General features: G+C 48.3%; 17 protein-coding genes, 1 tRNA gene and 2 pseudogenes. 8 read left to right on the plus strand and 12 right to left on the minus strand.

The genetic code is table 11. From position 1 onward, the window contains the following. Nucleotides 1–49: 49 nt before the first annotated feature. Complete coding sequence (gene hypT, locus H9644_RS01445; protein WP_191772804.1) at nt 50–961, plus strand: hypochlorite stress DNA-binding transcriptional regulator HypT; 912 nt, start codon at nt 50–52, stop codon at nt 959–961. Here the strand turns inward: hypT and iraD are convergent. From iraD to uxuA, 4 genes are all read right to left on the minus strand, one after another. Next, the gene (gene iraD, locus H9644_RS01450) at nt 941–1,345 is read right to left on the minus strand and encodes an anti-adapter protein IraD (protein WP_064530225.1); all 405 of its coding nucleotides are present in this window, start codon (nt 1,343–1,345) and stop codon (nt 941–943) included. The genes hypT and iraD overlap by 21 nt on opposite strands. Before the next feature lie 417 nt (nt 1,346–1,762). Beyond that, complete coding sequence (gene uxuR, locus H9644_RS01455; protein ID WP_064530224.1) at nt 1,763–2,536, minus strand: Uxu operon transcriptional regulator; 774 nt, start codon at nt 2,534–2,536, stop codon at nt 1,763–1,765. A 268-nt stretch (nt 2,537–2,804) separates the two neighbouring features. Continuing rightward, entirely contained in the window at nt 2,805–4,265 is a 1,461-nt protein-coding gene (locus H9644_RS01460; RefSeq protein WP_064530223.1) for a fructuronate reductase, read from the minus strand. Nucleotides 4,266–4,345: 80 nt separating this feature from the next. Beyond that, entirely contained in the window at nt 4,346–5,530 is a 1,185-nt protein-coding gene (gene uxuA / locus H9644_RS01465; RefSeq protein ID WP_064530222.1) for a mannonate dehydratase, read from the minus strand. A 573-nt stretch (nt 5,531–6,103) separates the two neighbouring features. Here uxuA and H9644_RS01470 point away from each other — a divergent pair. Then, nucleotides 6,104–7,210 carry an N-acetylneuraminate epimerase gene (locus tag H9644_RS01470; RefSeq protein WP_064530221.1) on the plus strand — a complete coding sequence of 369 codons (1,107 nt, stop codon included), beginning with the start codon at nt 6,104–6,106 and terminating at the stop codon, nt 7,208–7,210. Between the two features lie 214 nt (nt 7,211–7,424). Here the strand turns inward: H9644_RS01470 and H9644_RS22035 are convergent, their stop codons facing one another. Further along, entirely contained in the window at nt 7,425–7,511 is an 87-nt protein-coding gene (locus H9644_RS22035; RefSeq protein ID WP_449757717.1) for a hypothetical protein, read from the minus strand. A gap of 749 nt (nt 7,512–8,260) precedes the next feature. Between H9644_RS22035 and H9644_RS01480 the strand changes: the two genes are divergently transcribed. Next, nucleotides 8,261–8,572: a conjugal transfer protein TraD gene (locus H9644_RS01480; protein WP_064530220.1), complete on the plus strand. Its 312-nt coding sequence runs from the start codon at nt 8,261–8,263 to the stop codon at nt 8,570–8,572. A 209-nt stretch (nt 8,573–8,781) separates the two neighbouring features. Here H9644_RS01480 and H9644_RS01485 read toward each other — a convergent pair whose 3' ends face one another. The 4 genes and pseudogenes from H9644_RS01485 to H9644_RS01500 all read right to left on the minus strand — a co-directional run bounded on the left by H9644_RS01485 (nt 8,782) and on the right by H9644_RS01500 (nt 12,417). Further along, entirely contained in the window at nt 8,782–9,669 is an 888-nt protein-coding gene (locus tag H9644_RS01485; RefSeq protein ID WP_064530219.1) for a Bpu10I family restriction endonuclease, read from the minus strand. Further along, nucleotides 9,656–10,840, minus strand: a complete 1,185-nt coding sequence (locus H9644_RS01490) for a DNA cytosine methyltransferase (RefSeq protein ID WP_064530218.1) — start codon at nt 10,838–10,840, stop codon at nt 9,656–9,658. Before H9644_RS01490 ends, H9644_RS01485 begins: the two co-directional genes overlap by 14 nt. 114 nt (nt 10,841–10,954) lie before the next feature. Beyond that, nucleotides 10,955–12,152: pseudogene (locus H9644_RS01495) on the minus strand (tyrosine-type recombinase/integrase). Between the two features lie 180 nt (nt 12,153–12,332). Continuing rightward, nucleotides 12,333–12,417, minus strand: a tRNA-Leu gene (locus H9644_RS01500). Nucleotides 12,418–12,607: 190 nt separating this feature from the next. Here H9644_RS01500 and H9644_RS01505 point away from each other — a divergent pair. Continuing rightward, a pseudogene (locus tag H9644_RS01505) lies at nt 12,608–12,838 on the plus strand (alcohol dehydrogenase); the annotation flags it as partial. Nucleotides 12,839–12,944: 106 nt separating this feature from the next. Continuing rightward, nucleotides 12,945–14,447, plus strand: coding sequence for a helicase HerA-like C-terminal domain-containing protein (locus tag H9644_RS01510; RefSeq protein WP_064530217.1), 1,503 nt, complete (start codon nt 12,945–12,947; stop codon nt 14,445–14,447). Between the two features lie 220 nt (nt 14,448–14,667). Here H9644_RS01510 and lptG read toward each other — a convergent pair whose 3' ends face one another. From lptG to ytgA, 3 genes are all read right to left on the minus strand, one after another. After that, a complete protein-coding gene (gene lptG / locus H9644_RS01515; protein ID WP_001182249.1) occupies nt 14,668–15,750 on the minus strand; it encodes an LPS export ABC transporter permease LptG in 1,083 nt (360 codons plus the stop codon). Further along, a complete protein-coding gene (lptF, locus tag H9644_RS01520) occupies nt 15,750–16,850 on the minus strand; it encodes an LPS export ABC transporter permease LptF (protein WP_105289190.1) in 1,101 nt (366 codons plus the stop codon). Before lptF ends, lptG begins: the two co-directional genes overlap by 1 nt. A gap of 62 nt (nt 16,851–16,912) precedes the next feature. Next, the gene (ytgA, locus tag H9644_RS21465; RefSeq protein WP_211180521.1) at nt 16,913–16,963 is read right to left on the minus strand and encodes a protein YtgA; all 51 of its coding nucleotides are present in this window, start codon (nt 16,961–16,963) and stop codon (nt 16,913–16,915) included. A 153-nt stretch (nt 16,964–17,116) separates the two neighbouring features. On the opposite strand from ytgA, the gene pepA reads away from it, so the two are divergent. From pepA to valS, 3 genes are all read left to right on the plus strand, one after another. After that, entirely contained in the window at nt 17,117–18,628 is a 1,512-nt protein-coding gene (pepA, locus tag H9644_RS01525; protein WP_000397144.1) for a leucyl aminopeptidase, read from the plus strand. A gap of 259 nt (nt 18,629–18,887) precedes the next feature. After that, nucleotides 18,888–19,331 carry a DNA polymerase III subunit chi gene (gene holC, locus H9644_RS01530; protein WP_191772806.1) on the plus strand — a complete coding sequence of 148 codons (444 nt, stop codon included), beginning with the start codon at nt 18,888–18,890 and terminating at the stop codon, nt 19,329–19,331. Next, nucleotides 19,331–22,186, plus strand: coding sequence for a valine--tRNA ligase (gene valS, locus H9644_RS01535; RefSeq protein ID WP_064530215.1), 2,856 nt, complete (start codon nt 19,331–19,333; stop codon nt 22,184–22,186). Before holC ends, valS begins: the two co-directional genes overlap by 1 nt. Nucleotides 22,187–22,206: the final 20 nt, after the last annotated feature.

Below are 22,206 nucleotides of genomic sequence, written 5' to 3' on the forward strand. Positions count from 1 at the left end.
CCGAATGGACGTAGAATGCCCGCAACGGCGGCTGACAGAGTAAAACGCAATGGATGACAGTGGTGCGGTCTTGCATAATATTGAAACCAAATGGCTTTATGATTTTCTGACCCTGGAAAAATGCCGTAATTTCTCCCAGGCAGCAGTCAGCCGCAACGTCTCACAACCGGCATTCAGCCGCCGAATACGCGCGCTGGAACAGGCGGTTGGCGTTGAGTTGTTCAATCGTCAGGTAACGCCGCTACAACTCTCGGAACAAGGGAAAATCTTCCATTCGCAAATCCGCCATCTGTTGCAGCAGTTAGAGAGCAACCTCGCAGAACTTCGTGGCGGCAGCGATTATGCGCAACGTAAAATCAAGATTGCCGCCGCACACTCCCTTTCCCTCAGTCTGTTACCGTCCATTATCAGCCAGATGCCACCGCTCTTTACCTGGGCGATTGAAGCCATTGATGTCGACGAAGCGGTTGATAAGCTGCGCGAAGGGCAAAGTGACTGTATTTTTTCCTTTCACGACGAAGACTTACTGGAAGCGCCATTCGACTACATTCGGCTGTTTGAATCACGACTGTTCCCCGTCTGCGCCGTTAACGAACGGGGGGAAGCGCTTTTTAACCTCGCACAGCCGCACTTTCCTCTGCTCAACTACAGCCGCAACTCTTACATGGGGCGATTGATTAACCGTACCCTGACGCGCCACTGCGAGTTAAGTTTCAGCACCTTTTTCGTGTCTTCAATGAGCGAGTTATTAAAGCAGGTTGCCCTGGACGGTTGTGGGATTGCCTGGCTACCGGAGTACGCAATACAACAAGAAATTCGCGGCGGGCAGCTCATTGTCCTGAATCGGGACGAATTAGTTATCCCGATTCAGGCCTACGCATACCGGATGAACACACGGATGAATCCCGTTGCAGAGCGTTTCTGGCGTGAACTACGCGAACTAAAGATTGAACCTGGCTGAAACTCCCGGTATTGAACTGTGCCAGCTCCCCTTCTGCCAGACCAGGTCAAATGTGAGCGGCTCATCATCGTGGTACAGCATCATCTCCAGACTAATGGCCAACTCGTGGCAATAGACTTCTTTCAGGTTGACCTGCAATGCCGCAATACGTGGTTCATGAAATAAAAGCGCAGAACGTAACTGACGGCAATACCAACTCTGGAGAAGCTTGTCGCTCTGATTATTCCCTTGCCACTCAGGCATGCCTGAAACAAGTAATGTTGGTAGCGGTGAATGGGGAGAACTAAAAAGTTGAAAGAGATCCCGGCATACGGAATCACGCAGCGATAACGTATTGTTCCCTGTACTTTCAGGTAATAGCGTCTGAACTGATTGGCGCATCATTTTGCGCACTCCTGACGTTTAGTGGCATCTGTATCCTGCCCTGGCTGCTGGACACCACTGGGTTGATGCTCATATTCCATAATCATTCCTTTATGCTCATTGCGTCCCTGGCACTTTCATAAGGGATTTATAAGATCCGCCAAAGATAAAACACTGGACTGAAAAGAATATCCACTGACTTTTTATTTAAAAAGGTGTCATTTGACAAAAGTCATTAAACATAACGGAAATACGTTAACATATTCTGATTATTCCGAATAATTTCTCAGCGTTAAACTGATATATAATTATTCCAAAATAATATATCGTACGTAATTATTGAATTACGCATAATATATTCTGCAGAACATAATTAATTATTCGGGGAACATAGACAGTGCAAAGCGGTTCAACTTTGCACCAGAGATGAGGGATTGATCAGGCGTCCACTTTATCCAACGGCCACGAGTCAAACAGATAACCATCGAAATAGATGTCATCAACGTTAGAGAACTCCAGCAAGCGCTGTTTCACATTCTCCAGATGCTGCCACATCGCCAGTTTTGCTGCGCGGGCATCTTTCTTGATTAACGCAGCCAGGATCTGCTTGTGATCGTCCAACCACTCTTTGCGGTATAAGCTGTCATCCAGATGGCTATGTAACTGGATCCACATAGGGTTGTTTTCACGCCACTCCCAGGACTGACGGAACAACTCTACCAGCATGCTGTTATGCGTGGCTTCGGCAATAGCGAGGTGGAACTGCATGTCGCCGCTTTCGCTACTGCCCGGCGCACTGGAGGCCAGTTCACGCTCTTCCAGTTGCAATGCCTGACGCATTTTAACGATGTCTTCACGGGTGGCCTGCAAAGCGGCAAACTCGGCGATGTTACTTTCCAGCAACTGGCGCGCCTGTAACAGTTCAAAAGGACCGGCGTCATTGCAGACGTTGGCCTCTGCGCTGTCTGCATTGTGGCTGGGTAAATTGTCGAGAACATAAATACCGGCACCACGTCGTACTTCTACCAGCCCTTTGATCTCCAGCATGATCAGCGCCTCACGGACCACCGTGCGGGTGACATCCAGCATTTCTGCGATTTCGCGCTCCGGCGGCAGCCGTTCGCCAGGATTATACGGCGTCTTAAGGATCAGATCGCGGATCATCGCCCCAACTTCCTGGTAAGGTCTTTGCGCAGAGGTGGCAGATTTCATGATGTTGTGTCCGTTAGATGCGATTAATCAAATTATTGCCGAATGCAGCGTGAACGCCTTATTCGGCCTACAAAGAGTGCGTATTCAATAAATTGCGATTGATCCGTAGGCCCGATAAGCTTGTTTATCGGGCAATTTTACGTTGACCGTTAATTTCAAACTATACCATTAGCACTGGAAGTTGGCACGTACAGGTGGGCAAAAAACGAAAACTGGTCAACCAAATATGTTTTTGATTGACCAGAATGTCTGTAGGGTAATCAGTCAGTTACAGTGCAGCCACACACTCACGCGCGCCGCGCTCGCACAGTTGCTGATAAGCCGCAGTCACCGCGCCCACAAAGTCTGCATTTTGCGGCAGATCATCGGCAAAAATACCACTCAAGCCCAGTAGCGCTTTCACGCGTTCTGCGCCCTGATACTGCGCGTTGATCTTCTGGAACTCGGCCAGCATCGGGTCTACCACGTCGATAGCGTTACCTTGCTCATCCACGCCCTGGGTGTAACGCATCCAGCCCGCTACGCCAAGCGCCAGGTGACGCCAGCTACCGCCGTTTTGCAGGTGCAGACGCACCGGGTCCAGCAGACGTTGCGGTAACTTCTGGCTGCCGTCCATCGCAATCTGCCAGGTACGGTGACGCAGAGACGGGTTGCTAAAACGCTCGATCAGCAGCGTCGCATAGGCGTTCAGGTCAGTCCCTTCCGGCATTGACAGCGTTGGCGCTTGTTCCTGCATCATCAGGGCAAAGGCTGCTTTGCGATAATCCGGGTTAGTCATGGTGTCGGCGATAGTTTCATAGCCGCCGAGATAACCGAGGTACGCCAGGAAGGAGTGGCTGCCGTTAAGCATACGCAGTTTCATCATTTCGAACGGTACAACATCCGCAACGAACTGCGCGCCGACTTTATCCCAGTCCGGACGACCATTAACGAAGTTATCTTCAATGACCCACTGACGGAACGGTTCGCAGGCAATGGCGCACGGGTCATAAACGCCCAGCTGGTCAGCAATTTCTTGCAACGTTTCTGGGGTAGCTGCCGGAACGATACGGTCAACCATGGTGCATGGGAAGGTGACGTTCTCTTCGATCCATGACGCCAGCTGCGGGTCACGCGCCTGAGCCAGCCCCAGAACGGCAACTTTCGCCACATGACCATTTTCACGTACGTTGTCGCAGGACATCACCGTGAACGCTTTCAGCCCTTTTTCACGACGCAGACGCAGGGCTTCTACGATGTAACCAATCGCGGATTTCGGCGCGGTCGGGTTTTCCAGATCGTGTTTGATCAGCGGATTGTTAAGATCCAGCTGACCACTTGCCGCATCGGCGCAGTAACCTTTTTCCGTGACCGTCAGAGAGACAATCGCCGTCTGAGGACGCGCCATCGCGTTGAGAATACCTTCGCAACCGTCGATTTCCGGATGCAGGGCTTCTTTCATCGAACCAATAATTTTCAGCTCGGTGCTTTCTGCGCCTTTTTCCGCCACGGTGTACAGCAGTTGCTGTTTTTTCAGGTTTTCGATCAGCACGCGGTCGTTGCCTGGCATCAGGTTAACTTCGCAGATGCCCCAGTCGCTGTCGGTACTTTCCAGCAGATGATGGGTGTACAGCGCCTGGTGCGCGCGGTGAAACGCCCCGCAACCGAGATGCACAATGCGTGATTCCAGACGAGAATGATCCCATGACGGGCGGGCAACCGGCAGATTGCTGTCAACAATAGTAGTCATCGTAAACTCCAGAATCCGTCTTCAAAGAGTGACGGCAAGGAAGAAGGAACCGGCACGGCGCGCAGCCATGCCGGTGGATATTAACGGCTAAAGAAAGCGCGCTGGATCGCCATTTCGACGCCGCGAACTTCGGCCAGGCCTTTCAGACGACCAATCGCGGAGTAACCTGGGTTGGTTTTCTTCTTCAGGTCGTCCAGCATCTGGTGGCCGTGGTCCGGACGCATCGGGATCAGGTCTTCTTTGCCTTCCGCTTTACGACGGTGCTCTTCTTCAACGATCGCTTTCACCACTTCGTACATATCAACGTCACCGTTCAGGTGCGCCGCTTCGTGGAAGGTTTTCGGGTTATCTTCACGCATGGTGGAGCGCAGATGGGTGAAGTAAATACGCGGGCCGAACTGCTTGATCATATCAACCAGATCGTTGTCAGCACGCACGCCGTAGGAACCGGTGCACATGGTGAAACCGTTCGCCATGCTGTTCACGGTGTCGACCATCCACTGCATATCTTCAATGGTGGAAACGATGCGCGGCAGGCCGAGGATCGGGCGCGGCGGATCGTCCGGGTGAACAGCCATACGCACGCCGACTTCTTCCGCAACTGGAATGATCGCCTTCAGGAAGACAGCAAAGTTTTCGCGCAGTTTGGCTTTGTCGATATCTTTGTACAGTTCCAGGTGCTTACGGAACTGGTCGAGGGTATAACCTTCTTCCGCGCCCGGCAGACCAGCGATGATGTTACGGGTCAGACGCGCTTTATCTTCGTCGCTCATGGTGGAGAAGCGAACAGCGGCCTGAGCAATTTCTTCTTCAGTGTAATCGGCTTCCGCGCCCGGACGCTTCAGGATATGCATTTCAAACGCAGCGAATTCGATCTGGTCGAAACGCAGCGCTTTTGAGCCGTCTGGCAGTACATATTCGAGGTCGGTACGGGTCCAGTCGAGCACTGGCATGAAGTTGTAGCACACGGTGCGGATGCCGCACTGCGCCAGGTTGCGCAGGGTCTGCTGATAGTTAGCAATCCACTGCTCATAGTTGCCAGTGTGGGTCTTGATATCTTCGTGAATTGGCACGCTTTCCACGACAGACCACACCAGGCCTGCGTCTTCAACGATAGCCTTGCGTTTGAGGATCTCTTCAACGGACCATACTTCGCCGTTCGGGATATGGTGCAGCGCGGTAACCACGCCAGTTGCGCCCGCCTGACGGACATCAGCTAAAGAAACCGGATCGTTAGGGCCGTACCAGCGCCAGGTCTGTTCCATGTTTATTCCTCTTTCACGTAGTGGGTTCAACAGCGAAGAGACGCGGAACCCCGGAGTTGTTTAGGTATCCGAATGAACAACCAGACCACAGCCGTGGCGTTGCATCGGATGAGATGGCGTATAAGTTCTACCTTTTGGTAATACATGTCAACCTGAAATCTAAAATTGGTTAACCACATCACAAGAAATCCACTCTCCTGCCGGTTGCTGCAAATGATAACAAAGGGGGATCGGCAGTTAGTGATCGGGGAATGTGACATTCATCGCAATAATGGTTGACCAATTTACATAACGTGTCGTCCAACATAACAATGGATTAACCTGGAAAAATTAAACTTTATTGGTTCCTCGGCGATTGTGGTGGTGATTGCTGACGGCGTGCTGAAGCACACTGACTGTAAAACGCATCATATCCCCTGATGCTTCTCTCTTAACCTGTTCCCCCATTGCATAAGTTGTGACCGACACAACAAAACTGACTTTGTTGCAAAGATTGCTATTTAGTTTTGGTATAAAAGGTATACAGGCACATGGTGCGACATTTGAATTCCAGCGTAGCAGGAGTCATTCACAATGAATAAAACAATAATGGCGCTTGCTATCATGATGGCATCATTTGCCGCGAACGCGTCTGTATTACCGGAGACTCCAGTGCCATTGAAAAGTGGTACTGGAGCAATTGAAAACAACACTGTCTACATTGGTTTAGGTAGTGCAGGAACAGCATGGTACAAGCTGGATACGCAAGCCAAAGATAAAAAATGGACAGCTCTGGCTGAGTTCCCCGGTGGCACGAGAGATCAAGCAACGTCCGCATTTATTGATGGTGATTTGTATGTATTCGGCGGTATTGGCAAAAACCAACAAGGTTTAACCAGGGTGTTCAATGATGTGTACAAATATAGCCCAGCAACTAATACCTGGATTAAATTGATGTCACACGCACCGATAGGCATGGCGGGTCATGTGACATTTGTACACAACGGCAAAGCCTATATTACCGGTGGAGTAAATCAGAATATATTTAATGGCTATTTTGAGGATCTCAATGAGGCCGGAAAAGATTCAAAAATCATAGATAAAATCAACACCCACTATTTCGATAAAAAAGCAGAAGATTATTTCTTCAATAAGTTTCTGTTGTCTTTTGATCCCTCTACACAGCAATGGAGTTACGCTGGCGAATCTCCCTGGTACGGTACGGCTGGTGCGGCGGTTGTGAATAAAGGTGATAAAACCTGGCTTATTAATGGGGAAGCAAAGCCTGGGCTGCGGACAGATGCCGTATTTGAACTTGATTTTACCGGCAATAACATAAAATGGAATAAGCTTCCTCCCGTCTCATCACCAGATGGCGTCGCTGGCGGTTTTGCGGGGATAAGCAATGATTCTCTTATATTTGCCGGAGGCGCAGGTTTTATAGGCTCGCGCAAAAATTACCAGAACGGTAAGAACTATGCGCATGAAGGCCTGAAAAAATCGTATAGTGCTGATATTTATTTGTGGCATAACGGGAAATGGGATAAGTCTGGCGAACTGACACAAGGTCGGGCCTACGGAGTATCATTGCCCTGGAATAATAGTTTATTGATTATTGGCGGTGAAACTGCGGGGGGTAAAGCGGTGGCGGATTCAGTGTTGCTCTCGGTGAAAGATAATAAAGTTACTGTGCAAAACTAACTTTTCAGGGTTCTCATTGCCTGAAAATAAAGATGTTGTTCATCCTGGAATAAAACAACTGGCGCGGTTTGCGCAGACATATCCCGCACCCGTCATATCACTTTAAAAGAGAACTGACAAACGCACCTGATGAAAATCCAAATAATTTGAGAAAGGGATATTACGGTTCAGCGTACCGATCGCCGGAGAACTGGACGACGGCGCTACGAAGCCGTCATTTCAGTCGGGGGATGATTGTAGACAAATTTGTTGACGCTATTTTGCAGTTTTGGCGTGAAGGGTGAGCGTTTATTAATTTGATTTATTTGCATCTAGCTAGTTTTTCGTAAGAAAAACCTTGGTGTTGACGTTGACCTTGGTTTTTATTTTAACCGGCGACAAGCAACTGTCGGTAGACCCACGCACTCAAGAATTAAGTGTATAGGTTGTCATTGCTTTATTTTTATATTTCATAAAGGAGTTTTAAATAATGACGATGTAAAAACTTTGTCTATAATTAAATATAGACTATAGCTTTAATATCTGTGGAATTAATAGGATGGAAATCGGATGAGTATGGTTATATTAAATGTATTATTTTTAGAGGGCGCCTGTAAGTACAAGCGTAGTGTTTCCTTCCTGCCGTAAGGCGGGGAAGCTTAAATCAGATAGAATTGTGAAAATAACAGATGCCTTTATGTGTTGCACAATTTACAGGTTAAGAGATGAAATAAGAATCTAAAGACAACAGGTGAAATTGTTTTCATTGATTTGATAAAATAAGGAACACTGAGAGTCTCAGATATTTTAATTTAGTGATTGTACTCGTTTGTATTGCATAATTTTATTTTGAGCTTGCTGTCTTATCATTTTTAAAACCAAAGCACCATTTTTCGGGAAGAATACCATCATGAACAGGGTTAGCTTATTCAGCAGGTGATTGTCTGGAATAATCATTTCGTGCTGCGTATTTTAATTTGAAATGAAAAATATTCAACTTTCTGCGTATTATTTGACCTTTTATTTTTTAATTGTAATTCATTTTTTTAAAAACAAAAAAGCAAAGTAATTATGAGTACGGACGATAAAAACAGAAAGCCGAGAACAGAAAAAACAATTGAGCAAAAAATAGCATCAGCGCAGATGCGTCTAAATCGACTCAAGACCAAAGAGAAATCTTTATCCAAAAGCGTTGAAACACGCCTGAAAATCATCCTCGGTGCGGAAATAGCTAAGGCTATTAGTTGCAAAGTAGAAAATGTCGATAAGGAATTTGTATTGGAGATATTATTACAAACTTCGAATCTTAATTCGGAGACTAAAGCAAGAGTTAAATTACGAGGGCAAAGATTCCTTGAGTATATGGTTGGTAGAAATGAGTAATTTTTGATTCAGTCGGCGGATATTTATAGTAGCAAAACAAGAATATCTAGCGGGGTTTCGGGGGTTAAAGTTAACTAGGAAGACAGTTTAGTATATAGCACGTTAGGAATTATGACCATCAAGGTTTTATTGCATTTAATTCTATATCACCACAAGTAGGTGGTTTATAAAAAACCACCTACTTAAACAACGGTAAATAAATTATTCAATCAAAGGAGATAGCCATTTTGCAACCCATAATTTACACCACCCTCCCAATCAGACGTTAGGAAGTCTTTTACAAGAATAAACAAATGCATCACTGCATCTTCGTAAATTGGATTTTTTACATAACCATCTAAAAACCTGTATTCTCTATCGGTGTTCTTTTGTTTGCGTAGCACATAAATTTGATCAACCTTATATTTTTTCAAATTTATATTCTCGGTTAACTTTATCCATTCTGCAACTACAATATACATTGCATTTGGATTTTTGAGTTTTATTTCTTCAGCCGCCGTTGAAACATCCTGTAGCATTGTTTTATCAAGGTACGTTTTACATTCAATTGCTATAGCAGGAATATCCCAAATATGAACCTCATTTTTTTGAGATCCATTGCAATTCATCTCAGCATTTACACTGACTCCGATCGAAAAATCATGATCTTTTTTCTCAATTACAGCATAAGGCCTTTCCACCATATTACCATATGAATTTGACCTAAAAAATATATCTTTAAACGAATGTGATTTACCTATAAGAGCATGTGGACTTATTTCTTCAACTATATCTTTAAATAAATAATACATAAACTCTTCAAGAACGGATGAGTGTAGATTTGATCTTGAGTCAAAATGTTCTGCATATTTTTGAACATCAAGAAAATCCTTGTAATTATTTAAGAGTTCAACTCTTTTACAGATTATTTCTTGTATTTCATCTAAAGAAGAATTTTTAAATGGTCCTTTGAGTTCTAGATTACCTTTCTTCCAAACTTCATATCTTTGGCTTATCTCTTTTAAAAATAAAACTGATTCTCGATCTGTATACTTTACTTTACTGTTAAGCTTTTGTAATATATTATTTCCATGCACAAACACATTATTTTTTATCATTATAAAATACCTCATTAAAGATATTTAATGCAATTTCCTTTGCCATTAATGGTGGAACGGCATTGCCTATTTGATTGTATTGACATAAGTATTTTTCATCTTCACGACCTTCTCTCTGTAACAATTTGTGGCTTACTACAGTAGGTTTCCCCTTAAATACATACCAGTCTGGAAACGACTGAATTCTAGCCCCCTCTCTCGCAGTAAAGTTTCGGTTTAAATAAGGATGAACGAAGTTTGCATAAAATGAAGCAGCAATTGTATGACATGGTTTATTAGGATGCATACGTCTATTATTCTGATCATATACCTTTTCAGAAATTTCTTTGCTATTTCTTTTATACGGTTTTAAATGTTCAGGAACATCAGAAGTAGATTGCCCCCAAGTCATGGACGAAAAACGCTCAACTAGTCTTTTTGAATGATTCATTGCCTTATGATTAAATATTTTATAACTATTAAACCTGAGTTTTTTTTGATAATCAGTTAAAGCTTGTTTATCATAATCCATCTCTTCGCTTCCCTCTCTGGCATTAATTTGAGGAAGATCTGAAATAGCGTCCCATAATGTGGGTGTTTTTTTCAATCCATCACTACCAGTTATGTTATGTGTTGGTTTTGGAAATGGATTTTTTAATTCTTTTCTGGATGCTATAATAAACAACCGCCTTCTGATTTGCGGTACTCCAAAATCTGTTGCCTCCAAAATACTGTGATATACATGATATCCTAATGAGGACAGTTCTTCTTTTATAATATCGACGACAAATATTCCATCTTTCGTTTTTGCTTTAACTATATTCGGAACATTCTCCATTATCATTACCATTGGCGATAATATTCTTCCAATGCGAAGAAACTCCTCAAATAATGAATTTCGTGGATCTTTATGATCGCCATTATTTTTATTAGCTATTGAAAAACCTTGGCATGGCGGCCCACCGAGTATAATATCAGGTTTGTTATTTTTAAAAGTCTTCAATATCTCTTCGTCACTAAACTGTGATATGTCTTTTTTAATTACCAATGACTCTGGATGATTAAATTTAAATGTTTCAGTTGCCCAACTATCAACCTCGATAGCGCCAATTATTTCGGCACCTGCCATATGGAATCCCAGACTAAATCCTCCTGCTCCAGCGAAGGTGTCTAACACTTTAACTTTACTCATTTTATTAATCTAATCCTAATTCCACGTTGATATTTGTAAACTATTTTAAGAGCGGCACAACAAACTTGTTCACGATTTATCAAAGCTAAATGGTTGCTTATAACTAGTTCTACATTAGTGTAAATAATCACCCCACCACTGAATCATAAGTCTACGTTCATGAAGATGTTCTGCAAGTTGGATGTAAGCCGCACGGATATTGTTTCGTTCCTGATGGCTCATCTGGCGTTCAACAGCGTCTCTTAACCATAAACCAGACTCAATCAAGGCACTACAAGCCATCGCCCTAACCCGTGCTCACAGCCTCCGTTTTCGTGTCGTACACCATTGAACGAAGGGTCTTGTTAACAGTGTTCTCACTCATTGGCCTATCTGACTGGTAATCACCCGTGAAGACCAACTCGTTATCTCCACTGATATGTTTTATCTCTTCTAACATTTTCAGTGCCTGACGGCTTAAGGAAATAAGGTGAGGACTAAGCATTTTTAGAACCACGTTGTGACTGTTTATCGCCCTTTAAAGGTTCTTGCTCTGGAGGTATCGTCCAAAGCACATTTATAAAATCGATTTATTTCCATCTGGCAAAACGAAGTTCACTCGAACGAATGAAGGCTAATAACGTTAACGCCACCGCCAACTTAGTCAATGTTCAACCATTGAAGCGCTCAATTTTATCAAACAATTCAGGGATTCGCTCAAAATTGAGGGCGGGACGATGCACCCGTTTAACCATGGCTACCGCACCAGCCATGTCTTGGGCCGGGTTATAATCACTCAGACCATTTTGTACCGCAAAATGCATGATAACAGTTGTATGTTGTTGAAGACGAGAGGCAACTTCATATCGTCCGTTCGCCTCAACTACCTTTATCGGGGCGAGTAAATCTCTTGTCTTCCGAAATTTTCCGCTGACCTAACGCTAGGAAAAGATTATCCACTAAGCTTTTAAGCACTCGTTCACTATGGGACGCCGACCATTTTTTACTAAGGATGCCTGCCAATCTCTTACCACAGCCTCAAAGGTTAGTGCTCCGCTTTCTGCAATCTTTTCCTCTTTTTCTTTTGAGAGGGATCGATGCCATCAGATACCAGTTTCTTTGCTGCATCGCACCTCTTACTAGCCTCTGCCGATGAAATCATTAGATACCCCCCTAACGCCAGCATCTTCTGTTTGCAACTGAATCGATATTGAAAACGCCAGTATTTTGAGCCATTAGGGTTAACCCGCAGATGCATACCCTCACCATGGGTAAGTTTGAAAGGTTTATCTGCAGGCTTAACCGTTCTGACTTTGATATCAGTAAGAGCCATAGATCGCCCTCGCCGTGATGGTATCAATATAAATCGAACAGAAACCACCAACAGTATTTATTGGTAGACATTGATATTCGACAGTAGATTTTGATAGACCTGAAACAAGAAGAACACTATCTAACTTATTGATTTTGTACACATAAGTAGACTTTAGTAGTAGACTGTAAAAGCCTTGACTGGTGCCGAAGGCCGGACTCGAACCGGCACGTATTTCTACGGTTGATTTTGAATCAACTGCGTCTACCGATTTCGCCACTTCGGCACTGAAGAGGTATGCGGAAAACGTTGTGAATTATACCTGTCACGCGCCACCATGCAAGCGCCAGCTTGTGCCTGCCTCGCTAAGTGCTGAAAATTTCAGCATTGTCTTCAGCGATATGTAACCTTTGTCACACTCCTGGCCCCGCCCAGCCATGCTCTACACTTCCCAGACAACACCAGAGAACGACAAAAATATGCCGATGATCGATAACGAATAAGGATTTTCGCAATATCCGCGGGTTGCCGGACATGTGGTGATTGTCCGTGTGGTTGCCTTGGGTAGCACCGCGCAGGATAAAGATTAGCAGTTAGGTCAACAGACGGCGCGCAGCCGTGGTCACTGCGGCGCCGGTATTCGCGGTAATCAGATCAACTTTTGGCAAGGTTCGGTGCCGACAATTATGAATCGAGGAGGCTTTTCCGGTGCGCCTCTGCCAGGCCTTTAAGATATCTCGCAATCGGCTGAATTTAGTGGTGAAAGGAGCTCAACCGTGTCTATACTCCAGGCAGGGAACTGGAGGAAATCTCATGAGCGAATCACGTTTAATTGCCCGCACGCCGGACACAGAACTGTTTTTACTACCCGCTATGGCTAACCGTCACGGACTGATTACTGGCGCAACGGGGACAGGTAAAACTGTCACGCTGCAAAAACTGGCGGAATCTCTGTCAGAAATCGGCGTTCCGGTGTTTATGGCCGATGTAAAAGGTGATTTGACCGGGGTGGCGGCAGAAGGTACTACCTCGGAAAAACTGCTCGCTCGGTTGAAAAATATCGGCGTCAACGACTGGCAACCACATGCGAATCCAGTGGTGGTATGGGATATTTTTGGTGAGAAAGGTCATCCAGTGCGGGCAACGGTATCGGATCTCGGGCCGTTGTTGCTGGCGCGTTTGTTGAATCTCAACGATGTGCAATCTGGCGTGCTGAATATTATTTTCCGTATTGCTGACGATCAGGGATTGTTGCTTCTCGACTTTAAAGATTTGCGGGCGATTACCCAATACATCGGTGATAACGCCAAATCATTCCAGAATCAGTACGGTAATATCAGTGGCGCATCGGTTGGCGCCATTCAGCGCGGATTACTGACGCTGGAACAGCAAGGGGCGACGCATTTCTTTGGCGAGCCGATGCTGGATATCAAAGACTGGATGCGTACCGATGCCAACGGTAAGGGTGTTATCAATATCCTTAGCGCCGAAAAACTCTACCAGATGCCAAAACTGTACGCCGCCAGCCTGTTGTGGATGCTTTCAGAGTTGTATGAACAACTTCCGGAAGCGGGCGATTTGGAAAAACCGAAACTGGTGTTTTTCTTCGACGAAGCGCATCTGTTGTTTAATGATGCGCCGCAGGTGCTGCTGGATAAGATTGAACAGGTAATAAGGCTTATCCGTTCAAAAGGTGTAGGCGTCTGGTTTGTTTCGCAAAACCCTTCTGATATCCCGGACAACGTGCTTGGGCAGTTGGGAAATCGCGTTCAGCACGCTCTGCGCGCCTTTACACCGAAAGACCAGAAAGCGGTGAAGACGGCAGCGCAAACCATGCGCCCCAATCCTGCATTTGATACGGAAAAGGCGATTCAGGAACTAGGAACCGGCGAAGCGTTGATCTCTTTTCTGGATGCGAAAGGAAGCCCTTCTGTGGTAGAGCGTGCGATGGTGATCGCGCCTTGTTCACGGATGGGGCCGGTAACAGAAGATGAGCGTAATGGCTTGATTAATCACTCCCCGGTGTATGGCAAGTATGAAGATGACGTGGACCGGGAATCCGCCTATGAGATATTGCAAAAAGGCGTACAGGCAAGTACCGAGCAGCAAAATACTCCTCCGGCCAAAGGGAAAGAGACAGGTGAAGATGACGGTATTCTGGGTGGGTTGAAGGATATTTTGTTTGGCACTACCGGACCACGCGGCGGGAAGAAAGATGGTGTGGTGCAAACAATGGCGAAAAGCGCCGCCCGCCAGGTCACGAATCAGATTGTACGCGGTGTGCTGGGGAGTTTGCTGGGGGGAAGAAGAAGGTAAGTCAGGTGCTGTCTGTGCCTCTCACCCTGGCCCTCTCCCCAAAGGGGCGAGGGGACAGTTTGGTGCGGTTTGTATTCTCTCACACCAGCTTGCCTTTGCCTGATGCACTACGCTTATCAGGCCTACGCCTCTGCAATATATTGATTTTGTAGGTATGAACAAAGCGCACTTAGCTAACAATAATAAAGGGAGCTTTAGCTCCCTTTATTCACTCATCAGATTACGATTTTCTCATTAACAGCCACAGGCTGATTAAGAAGAAGCTGGCGCTTGGCAACAATGCGCCGATGATCGGCGGGATGCCGTAAACCAACGTCAGTGGGCCGAAGATCTGGTCCAGTACGTAGAAGACAAAACCGAAGCTGATACCGGTGACCACGCGCACGCCCATCGGCACGCTACGCAGTGGGCCGAAGATAAACGACAGCGCCATCAGCATCATTACCGCAACAGAAAGCGGCTGGAAGATTTTGCTCCACATGTTGAGCTGATATCGTCCGGCATCCTGACCGCTCGACTTCAGATACTTCACGTAGTTGTGCAAACCACTGATGGAAAGCGCATCCGGGTCCAACGCCACCACGCCCAGTTTGTCCGGCGTGAGGTTGGTTTTCCAGGTGCCGCTCACAGTCTGCGAACCGGTTATCTGTTTTGGATTGGTCAGGTCAGATTCATCAACCTGTGACAGACGCCAGACTTTATGTTCAGGGTCAAACTTCGCGGAAGCGGCATAGCGAACGGATTGCAGACGACGATTCTCGTTAAAGGCATAAATACTGATACCGCCTAATTCTTCGTCACCTTTTACTCGCTCAATATAGACAAAGTTGTCACCATCTTTGGCCCATAAACCTTGCTGAGTAGAGAGCAACGAACCACCGTACATCGCTTGCGCGCGGTAGTTACGCGCCATCTGTTCGCCCTGCGGCGCGACCCATTCGCCAATCGCCATCGTCAGTAAAACCAGCGGAATGGCGGTTTTCATTACCGACAGCGCCACCTGCATACGGGTAAAACCAGAAGCCTGCATTACCACCAGTTCGCTGCGCTGTGCCAGCATCCCCAATCCGAGCAACGCGCCCAGCAGGGCCGCCATCGGGAAGAAGATTTGCACATCTTTCGGCACGCTCAACAGGGTATACATTCCCGCGCCTAACGCGTCGTAACTCCCCTGCCCGGCTTTTTTCAGCTGATCGACAAACTTGATAATGCCGGAGAGCGACACCAGCATGAACAGCGTCATCATGATGGTGGTGAAAATAGTTTTACCGATATAGCGGTCAAGTACGCCAAAAGGTTGCATCACACCGCTCCTTTACGCGAAAAACTGGCGCGCAGGCGGCGAACCGGCACCGTATCCCAAAGGTTGAGAACAATCGCCAAAGCCAGATAAATCAGGTTAACGGTCCACATCCATAGCGTCGGGTCCAGCTTACCTTTGCCGCCGTTCGATTTCAGGGAGGTCTGGATCAGGAAGAAAAGCAGATACAGCAGCATGGCTGGTAGCATCGACAGGACACGCCCCTGACGCGGGTTAACCACACTCAGAGGCACAACCATGAGCGCCATCATAAACACGGTGAATACCAGCGTGATACGCCAGTTTAGTTCCGCACGGGCGCGATCGGTATCGGTGTTCCATAACGTGCGCATGTCCATCTGGTCGGTATCATTCGGATCCAGCGCCACCGCCTGGTGACCAATGATCGCCTGATAATCCTGGAAGTCAGTAATGCGGAAATCACGTAACAATGCGGTGCCTTCGAAGCGCGCTCCCTGGTTGAGGCTAACGACCTGGGAGCCGTCACGCAGTTGCGTTAAATGTCCGGAATCGGCCACCACCACAGAAGGACGTGCGTTACCTTTTGGTCGAATTTGCGCGAGAAACACATCTTTGAAATCGCTGCCATCAACACTTTCGATGAACAGCACTGAGCTGCCATTGGTCGCTTGCTGGAATTGCCCTTGCGCCAGCGCAGCCATGCCAGGGTTCGCTTTCGCTTCTGCCAGCACTTCATCCTGATGGCGCGATGACCACGGCCCCGCCCACATAACGTTAACCGCCGCGACAATCGCTGTGAACACCGCGAGAACCATTGCCGCTTTCACCAGAACCGCTTTGCTCAGGCCGCAGGCATGCATGACCGTAATTTCACTTTCGGTATACAGTTTACCCAACGTCATCAGCAGCCCGAGGAACAGGCTTAATGGCAGGATAAGCTGCGCCATTTCCGGCACGCCCAGACCCAACAGGGAGAGCACCAGATTCGCCGGAATGTCACCGTCAACCGCTGCGCCGAGGATCCTCACTAACTTTTGACAGAAGAAGATCAAAAGCAAGATGAAGAGTATCGCCAGCTGGCTTTTGAGCGTCTCCCGAACCAGATATCTTATGATTATCACTTTAAATACGCCCGTAAAAACTCGTCTTTTGCAGGATTTTAGCTTGTTTCATGGCTTAAACGTCATTTATTCTCTTGAGTCGTCGAAATCGTCGCTAAGATAATTATACTCAACGGATTCACCTCTCAGATTTTGTTCTGACGTGCCAATGCTGTAATAACGTTAAGATTAACACGAAGTCATCGCAACAGCGGACATGAGTTACGAAAGCTTGCAATTCTATCTGTAGCCACCGCCGTTGTCTTTAAGATTCAGGAGCGTAGTGCATGGAGTTTAGTGTAAAAAGCGGTAGCCCGGAGAAACAGCGGAGTGCCTGCATCGTCGTGGGCGTCTTCGAACCACGTCGCCTTTCTCCGATTGCAGAACAGCTCGATAAGATCAGTGATGGGTACATCAGCGCCCTGCTGCGCCGAGGCGAACTGGAAGGAAAGCCGGGGCAGACCCTGTTGCTGCACCATGTGCCGAATGTGCTTTCTGAGCGCATTCTCCTTATTGGTTGCGGCAAAGAACGTGAGCTGGATGAGCGCCAGTACAAGCAGGTTATTCAGAAAACCATTAATACGCTGAATGATACTGGCTCGATGGAAGCGGTTTGCTTCCTGACTGAACTGCACGTTAAAGGCCGTAACAACTACTGGAAAGTACGTCAGGCTGTCGAGACAGCAAAAGAGACGCTCTACAGTTTTGATCAGCTGAAAACGAATAAGAGCGAACCGCGTCGTCCGCTGCGTAAAATGGTCTTCAACGTGCCGACCCGCCGTGAGCTGACCAGCGGGGAGCGCGCGATCCAGCACGGTCTGGCGATTGCTGCAGGGATTAAAGCCGCGAAAGATCTCGGCAATATGCCACCGAATATCTGTAACGCCGCTTACCTTGCTTCACAAGCGCGTCAGTTGGCTGATAGCTACAGCAAGAATGTCATCACTCGCGTTATCGGCGAACAGCAGATGAAAGAGTTGGGGATGCACTCCTATCTGGCGGTCGGTCAGGGTTCACAAAACGAATCACTGATGTCGGTGATTGAGTACAAAGGCAATGCGTCGGAAGATGCGCGCCCAATCGTGCTGGTCGGTAAAGGTTTAACCTTCGACTCCGGCGGTATCTCCATCAAGCCTTCAGAAGGCATGGATGAGATGAAGTACGATATGTGCGGCGCGGCGGCGGTTTACGGCGTGATGCGTATGGTGGCAGAGCTGCAACTGCCGATTAACGTTATCGGCGTGCTGGCAGGCTGCGAAAACATGCCTGGCGGGCGCGCGTATCGTCCGGGCGATGTGTTAACCACCATGTCCGGTCAGACCGTAGAAGTGTTGAATACCGACGCCGAAGGCCGTCTGGTGCTGTGCGATGTGTTAACTTACGTTGAACGTTTTGAGCCGGAAGCGGTGATTGACGTGGCAACGCTGACGGGTGCCTGCGTGATCGCGCTGGGTCATCACATTACCGGTCTGATGGCGAACCACAATCCGCTGGCCCATGAGCTGATTGCCGCATCTGAACAATCCGGTGACCGCGCATGGCGTTTACCGCTGGGTGACGAGTATCAGGAACAACTGGAGTCCAATTTTGCCGATATGGCGAACATTGGCGGTCGTCCTGGTGGGGCGATTACCGCAGGTTGCTTCCTGTCACGCTTTACCCGTAAGTACAACTGGGCACACCTGGATATTGCAGGTACCGCCTGGCGTTCTGGTAAAGCAAAAGGCGCAACCGGTCGCCCGGTGGCGTTGCTGGCACAGTTCCTGCTGAACCGTGCTGGGTTTAACGGCGAAGAGTGATTGCATCAGCCATTGTTGTTATTGTCGGATGCGGCATGAACGCCTTATCCGACCTACACAGAGCATTGAACTCGTAGGCCTGATAAGACGCGACAGCGTCGCATCAGCCATTGTTGTTATTGTCGGATGCGGCGTGAACGCCTTATCCGACCTACACAGAGCATTGAACTCGTAGGCCTGATAAGACGCGACAGCGTCGCATCAGGCAATGTTGTGTATACCTGATGCGTATTTAAATCCACCACAAGAAGCCCCATATATGAAAAACGCAACGTTCTACCTTCTGGACAATGACACGACCATCGATGGCTTAAGCGCCGTTGAGCAACTGGTGTGTGAAATTGCCGCAGAACGTTGGCGCAGCGGTAAGCGCGTGCTCATCGCCTGTGAAGATGAAAAGCAGGCTTATCGACTGGATGAAGCCCTGTGGGCACGTCCGGCAGAAAGCTTTGTTCCGCACAATTTAGCGGGAGAAGGACCGCGCGGCGGTGCGCCGGTGGAGCTCGCCTGGCCGCAAAAACGGAGCAGCAGCCCGCGCGATATATTGATTAGTCTGCGAACAAGCTTTGCAGATTTTGCCACCGCTTTCACAGAAGTGGTAGACTTCGTCCCTTATGAAGATTCTCTGAAACAACTGGCGCGCGAACGCTATAAAGCCTACCGCGTGGCTGGTTTCAACCTGAATACGGCAACCTGGAAATAATGGAAAAGACATACAACCCACAAGATATCGAACAGCCGCTTTACGAGCACTGGGAAAAGCAGGGCTACTTTAAGCCTAATGGCGATGAAAGCCAGGAAAGTTTCTGCATCATGATCCCGCCGCCGAACGTCACCGGCAGTTTGCATATGGGTCACGCCTTCCAGCAAACCATCATGGATACCATGATCCGCTATCAGCGCATGCAGGGTAAAAACACCCTGTGGCAGGTCGGTACTGACCACGCCGGGATCGCTACCCAGATGGTCGTTGAGCGCAAGATTGCCGCAGAAGAAGGTAAAACCCGTCACGACTATGGCCGCGAAGCTTTCATCGACAAAATCTGGGAATGGAAAGCGGAATCCGGCGGCACCATTACCCGTCAGATGCGTCGTCTCGGCAACTCTGTAGACTGGGAGCGTGAACGCTTCACTATGGATGAAGGCCTGTCCAATGCGGTGAAAGAAGTTTTCGTTCGTCTGTATAAAGAAGACCTGATTTACCGTGGCAAGCGCCTGGTAAACTGGGACCCGAAACTGCGTACCGCTATCTCTGACCTGGAAGTGGAAAACCGCGAATCGAAAGGCTCGATGTGGCACATCCGCTATCCGCTGGCTGACGGCGCGAAAACCGCTGATGGTAAAGATTATCTGGTGGTTGCGACTACCCGTCCGGAAACCCTGCTGGGCGATACCGGCGTAGCTGTTAACCCGGAAGATCCGCGTTATAAAGATCTGATTGGCAAATATGTCATTCTGCCGCTGGTTAACCGTCGTATTCCGATCGTTGGCGACGAACACGCCGACATGGAAAAAGGCACCGGCTGCGTGAAGATCACTCCGGCGCACGACTTTAACGACTATGAAGTGGGTAAACGTCACCAGCTTCCGATGATCAACATCCTGACTTTTGACGGTGATATCCGTGAAAGCGCTCAGGTGTTCGATACCAAAGGTAACGAATCTGACGTTTATTCCAGCGAAATCCCGGCAGAATTCCAGAAACTGGAGCGTTTTGCTGCACGTAAAGCGATCGTTGCGGCGGTTGACGCCCTCGGCCTGCTGGAAGAGATCAAACCGCACGACCTGACCGTTCCTTACGGCGACCGTGGCGGCGTGGTTATTGAACCAATGCTGACCGACCAGTGGTACGTACGCGCCGATGTACTGGCGAAACCAGCAGTTGAAGCGGTTGAGAACGGCGACATTCAGTTCGTACCGAAGCAGTACGAAAACATGTACTTCTCCTGGATGCGCGATATTCAGGACTGGTGTATCTCTCGTCAGCTGTGGTGGGGTCACCGTATCCCGGCATGGTACGACGAAGCAGGTAACGTTTATGTTGGTCGCAACGAAGACGAAGTGCGTCAGGAAAATAACCTCGGTGCCGACGTTGCTCTGCGTCAGGACGAAGACGTTCTCGATACCTGGTTCTCCTCTGCGCTGTGGACCTTCTCTACGCTCGGCTGGCCGGAAAACACCGACGCCCTGCGTCAGTTCCACCCAACCAGCGTAATGGTGTCTGGCTTCGACATCATCTTCTTCTGGATTGCCCGCATGATCATGATGACCATGCACTTCATCAAAGATGAAAATGGCAAACCGCAGGTGCCGTTCCACACCGTTTACATGACCGGTCTGATTCGTGATGACGAAGGCCAGAAGATGTCCAAATCCAAGGGTAACGTAATTGACCCACTGGATATGGTTGACGGTATTTCGCTGCCAGAACTGCTGGAAAAACGTACCGGCAATATGATGCAGCCGCAGCTGGCGGATAAAATCCGTAAGCGCACCGAGAAGCAGTTCCCGAACGGCATTGAGCCGCACGGTACTGATGCGCTGCGCTTCACCCTGGCGGCGCTGGCTTCTACCGGTCGTGACATCAACTGGGATATGAAGCGTCTGGAAGGTTATCGTAACTTCTGTAACAAGCTGTGGAACGCCAGCCGCTTTGTGCTGATGAACACAGAAGGTCAGGATTGTGGCTTCAACGGCGGCGAAATGACGCTGTCGCTGGCGGACCGCTGGATTCTGGCGGAGTTCAACCAGACCATCAAAGCGTACCGCGAAGCGCTGGACAGCTTCCGCTTCGATATCGCTGCGGGCATTCTGTATGAATTCACCTGGAACCAGTTCTGTGACTGGTATCTGGAGCTTACCAAGCCGGTAATGAACGGTGGCAGCGAAGCCGAATTGCGTGGTACTCGCCATACGCTGGTAACCGTGCTGGAAGGCTTGCTGCGCCTGGCGCATCCGATCATTCCGTTTATCACCGAAACCATCTGGCAGCGTGTGAAAGTACTTTGCGGCATCACTGCCGACACCATCATGCTGCAGCCGTTCCCGCAGTACGATGCGTCTCAGGTGGATGAAGCGGCGCTGGCCGACACCGAGTGGCTGAAGCAGGCGATCGTTGCTGTACGTAATATCCGCGCGGAAATGAACATCGCGCCGGGTAAACCGCTGGAGCTGCTGCTGCGTGGTTGCAGTGCAGATGCAGAACGTCGCGTGAACGAAAACCGTGGCTTCCTGCAAACGCTGGCGCGTCTGGAAAGCATCACCGTGCTGCCTGCCGATGACAAAGGCCCGGTTTCCGTTACTAAGATCGTCGACGGCGCAGAGCTGCTGATCCCGATGGCTGGCCTCATCAACAAAGAAGATGAGCTGGCGCGTCTGGCGAAAGAAGTGGCGAAGATTGAAGGTGAAATCAGCCGTATCGAGAACAAACTGGCGAACGAAGGCTTTGTGGCCCGCGCACCGGAAGCGGTTATCGCGAAAGAGCGCGAGAAGCTGGAAGGTTATGCGGAAGCGAAAGCGAAGCTGATTGAACAGCAGGCAGTTATCGCCGCGCTGTAATATTCACGATGTAAACGAAG

Source organism: Escherichia whittamii, from assembly GCF_014836715.1.
Taxonomy (GTDB): Bacteria; Pseudomonadota; Gammaproteobacteria; order Enterobacterales; family Enterobacteriaceae; genus Escherichia; species Escherichia whittamii.

What these genes read in the sequence shown, in the direction of transcription:
- hypT (WP_191772804.1), top strand. Translation starts at nt 50, where the DNA reads ATGGATGACAGTGGTGCGGTCTTGCATAATATTGAAACCAAATGGCTT.
- iraD (WP_064530225.1), bottom strand. Translation starts at nt 1,345, where the DNA reads ATGATGCGCCAATCAGTTCAGACGCTATTACCTGAAAGTACAGGGAAC.
- uxuR (WP_064530224.1), bottom strand. Translation starts at nt 2,536, where the DNA reads ATGAAATCTGCCACCTCTGCGCAAAGACCTTACCAGGAAGTTGGGGCG.
- H9644_RS01460 (WP_064530223.1), bottom strand. Translation starts at nt 4,265, where the DNA reads ATGACTACTATTGTTGACAGCAATCTGCCGGTTGCCCGCCCGTCATGG.
- uxuA (WP_064530222.1), bottom strand. Translation starts at nt 5,530, where the DNA reads ATGGAACAGACCTGGCGCTGGTACGGCCCTAACGATCCGGTTTCTTTA.
- H9644_RS01470 (WP_064530221.1), top strand. Translation starts at nt 6,104, where the DNA reads ATGAATAAAACAATAATGGCGCTTGCTATCATGATGGCATCATTTGCC.
- H9644_RS01480 (WP_064530220.1), top strand. Translation starts at nt 8,261, where the DNA reads ATGAGTACGGACGATAAAAACAGAAAGCCGAGAACAGAAAAAACAATT.
- H9644_RS01485 (WP_064530219.1), bottom strand. Translation starts at nt 9,669, where the DNA reads ATGATAAAAAATAATGTGTTTGTGCATGGAAATAATATATTACAAAAG.
- H9644_RS01490 (WP_064530218.1), bottom strand. Translation starts at nt 10,840, where the DNA reads ATGAGTAAAGTTAAAGTGTTAGACACCTTCGCTGGAGCAGGAGGATTT.
- H9644_RS01510 (WP_064530217.1), top strand. Translation starts at nt 12,945, where the DNA reads ATGAGCGAATCACGTTTAATTGCCCGCACGCCGGACACAGAACTGTTT.
- lptG (WP_001182249.1), bottom strand. Translation starts at nt 15,750, where the DNA reads ATGCAACCTTTTGGCGTACTTGACCGCTATATCGGTAAAACTATTTTC.
- pepA (WP_000397144.1), top strand. Translation starts at nt 17,117, where the DNA reads ATGGAGTTTAGTGTAAAAAGCGGTAGCCCGGAGAAACAGCGGAGTGCC.
- holC (WP_191772806.1), top strand. Translation starts at nt 18,888, where the DNA reads ATGAAAAACGCAACGTTCTACCTTCTGGACAATGACACGACCATCGAT.
- valS (WP_064530215.1), top strand. Translation starts at nt 19,331, where the DNA reads ATGGAAAAGACATACAACCCACAAGATATCGAACAGCCGCTTTACGAG.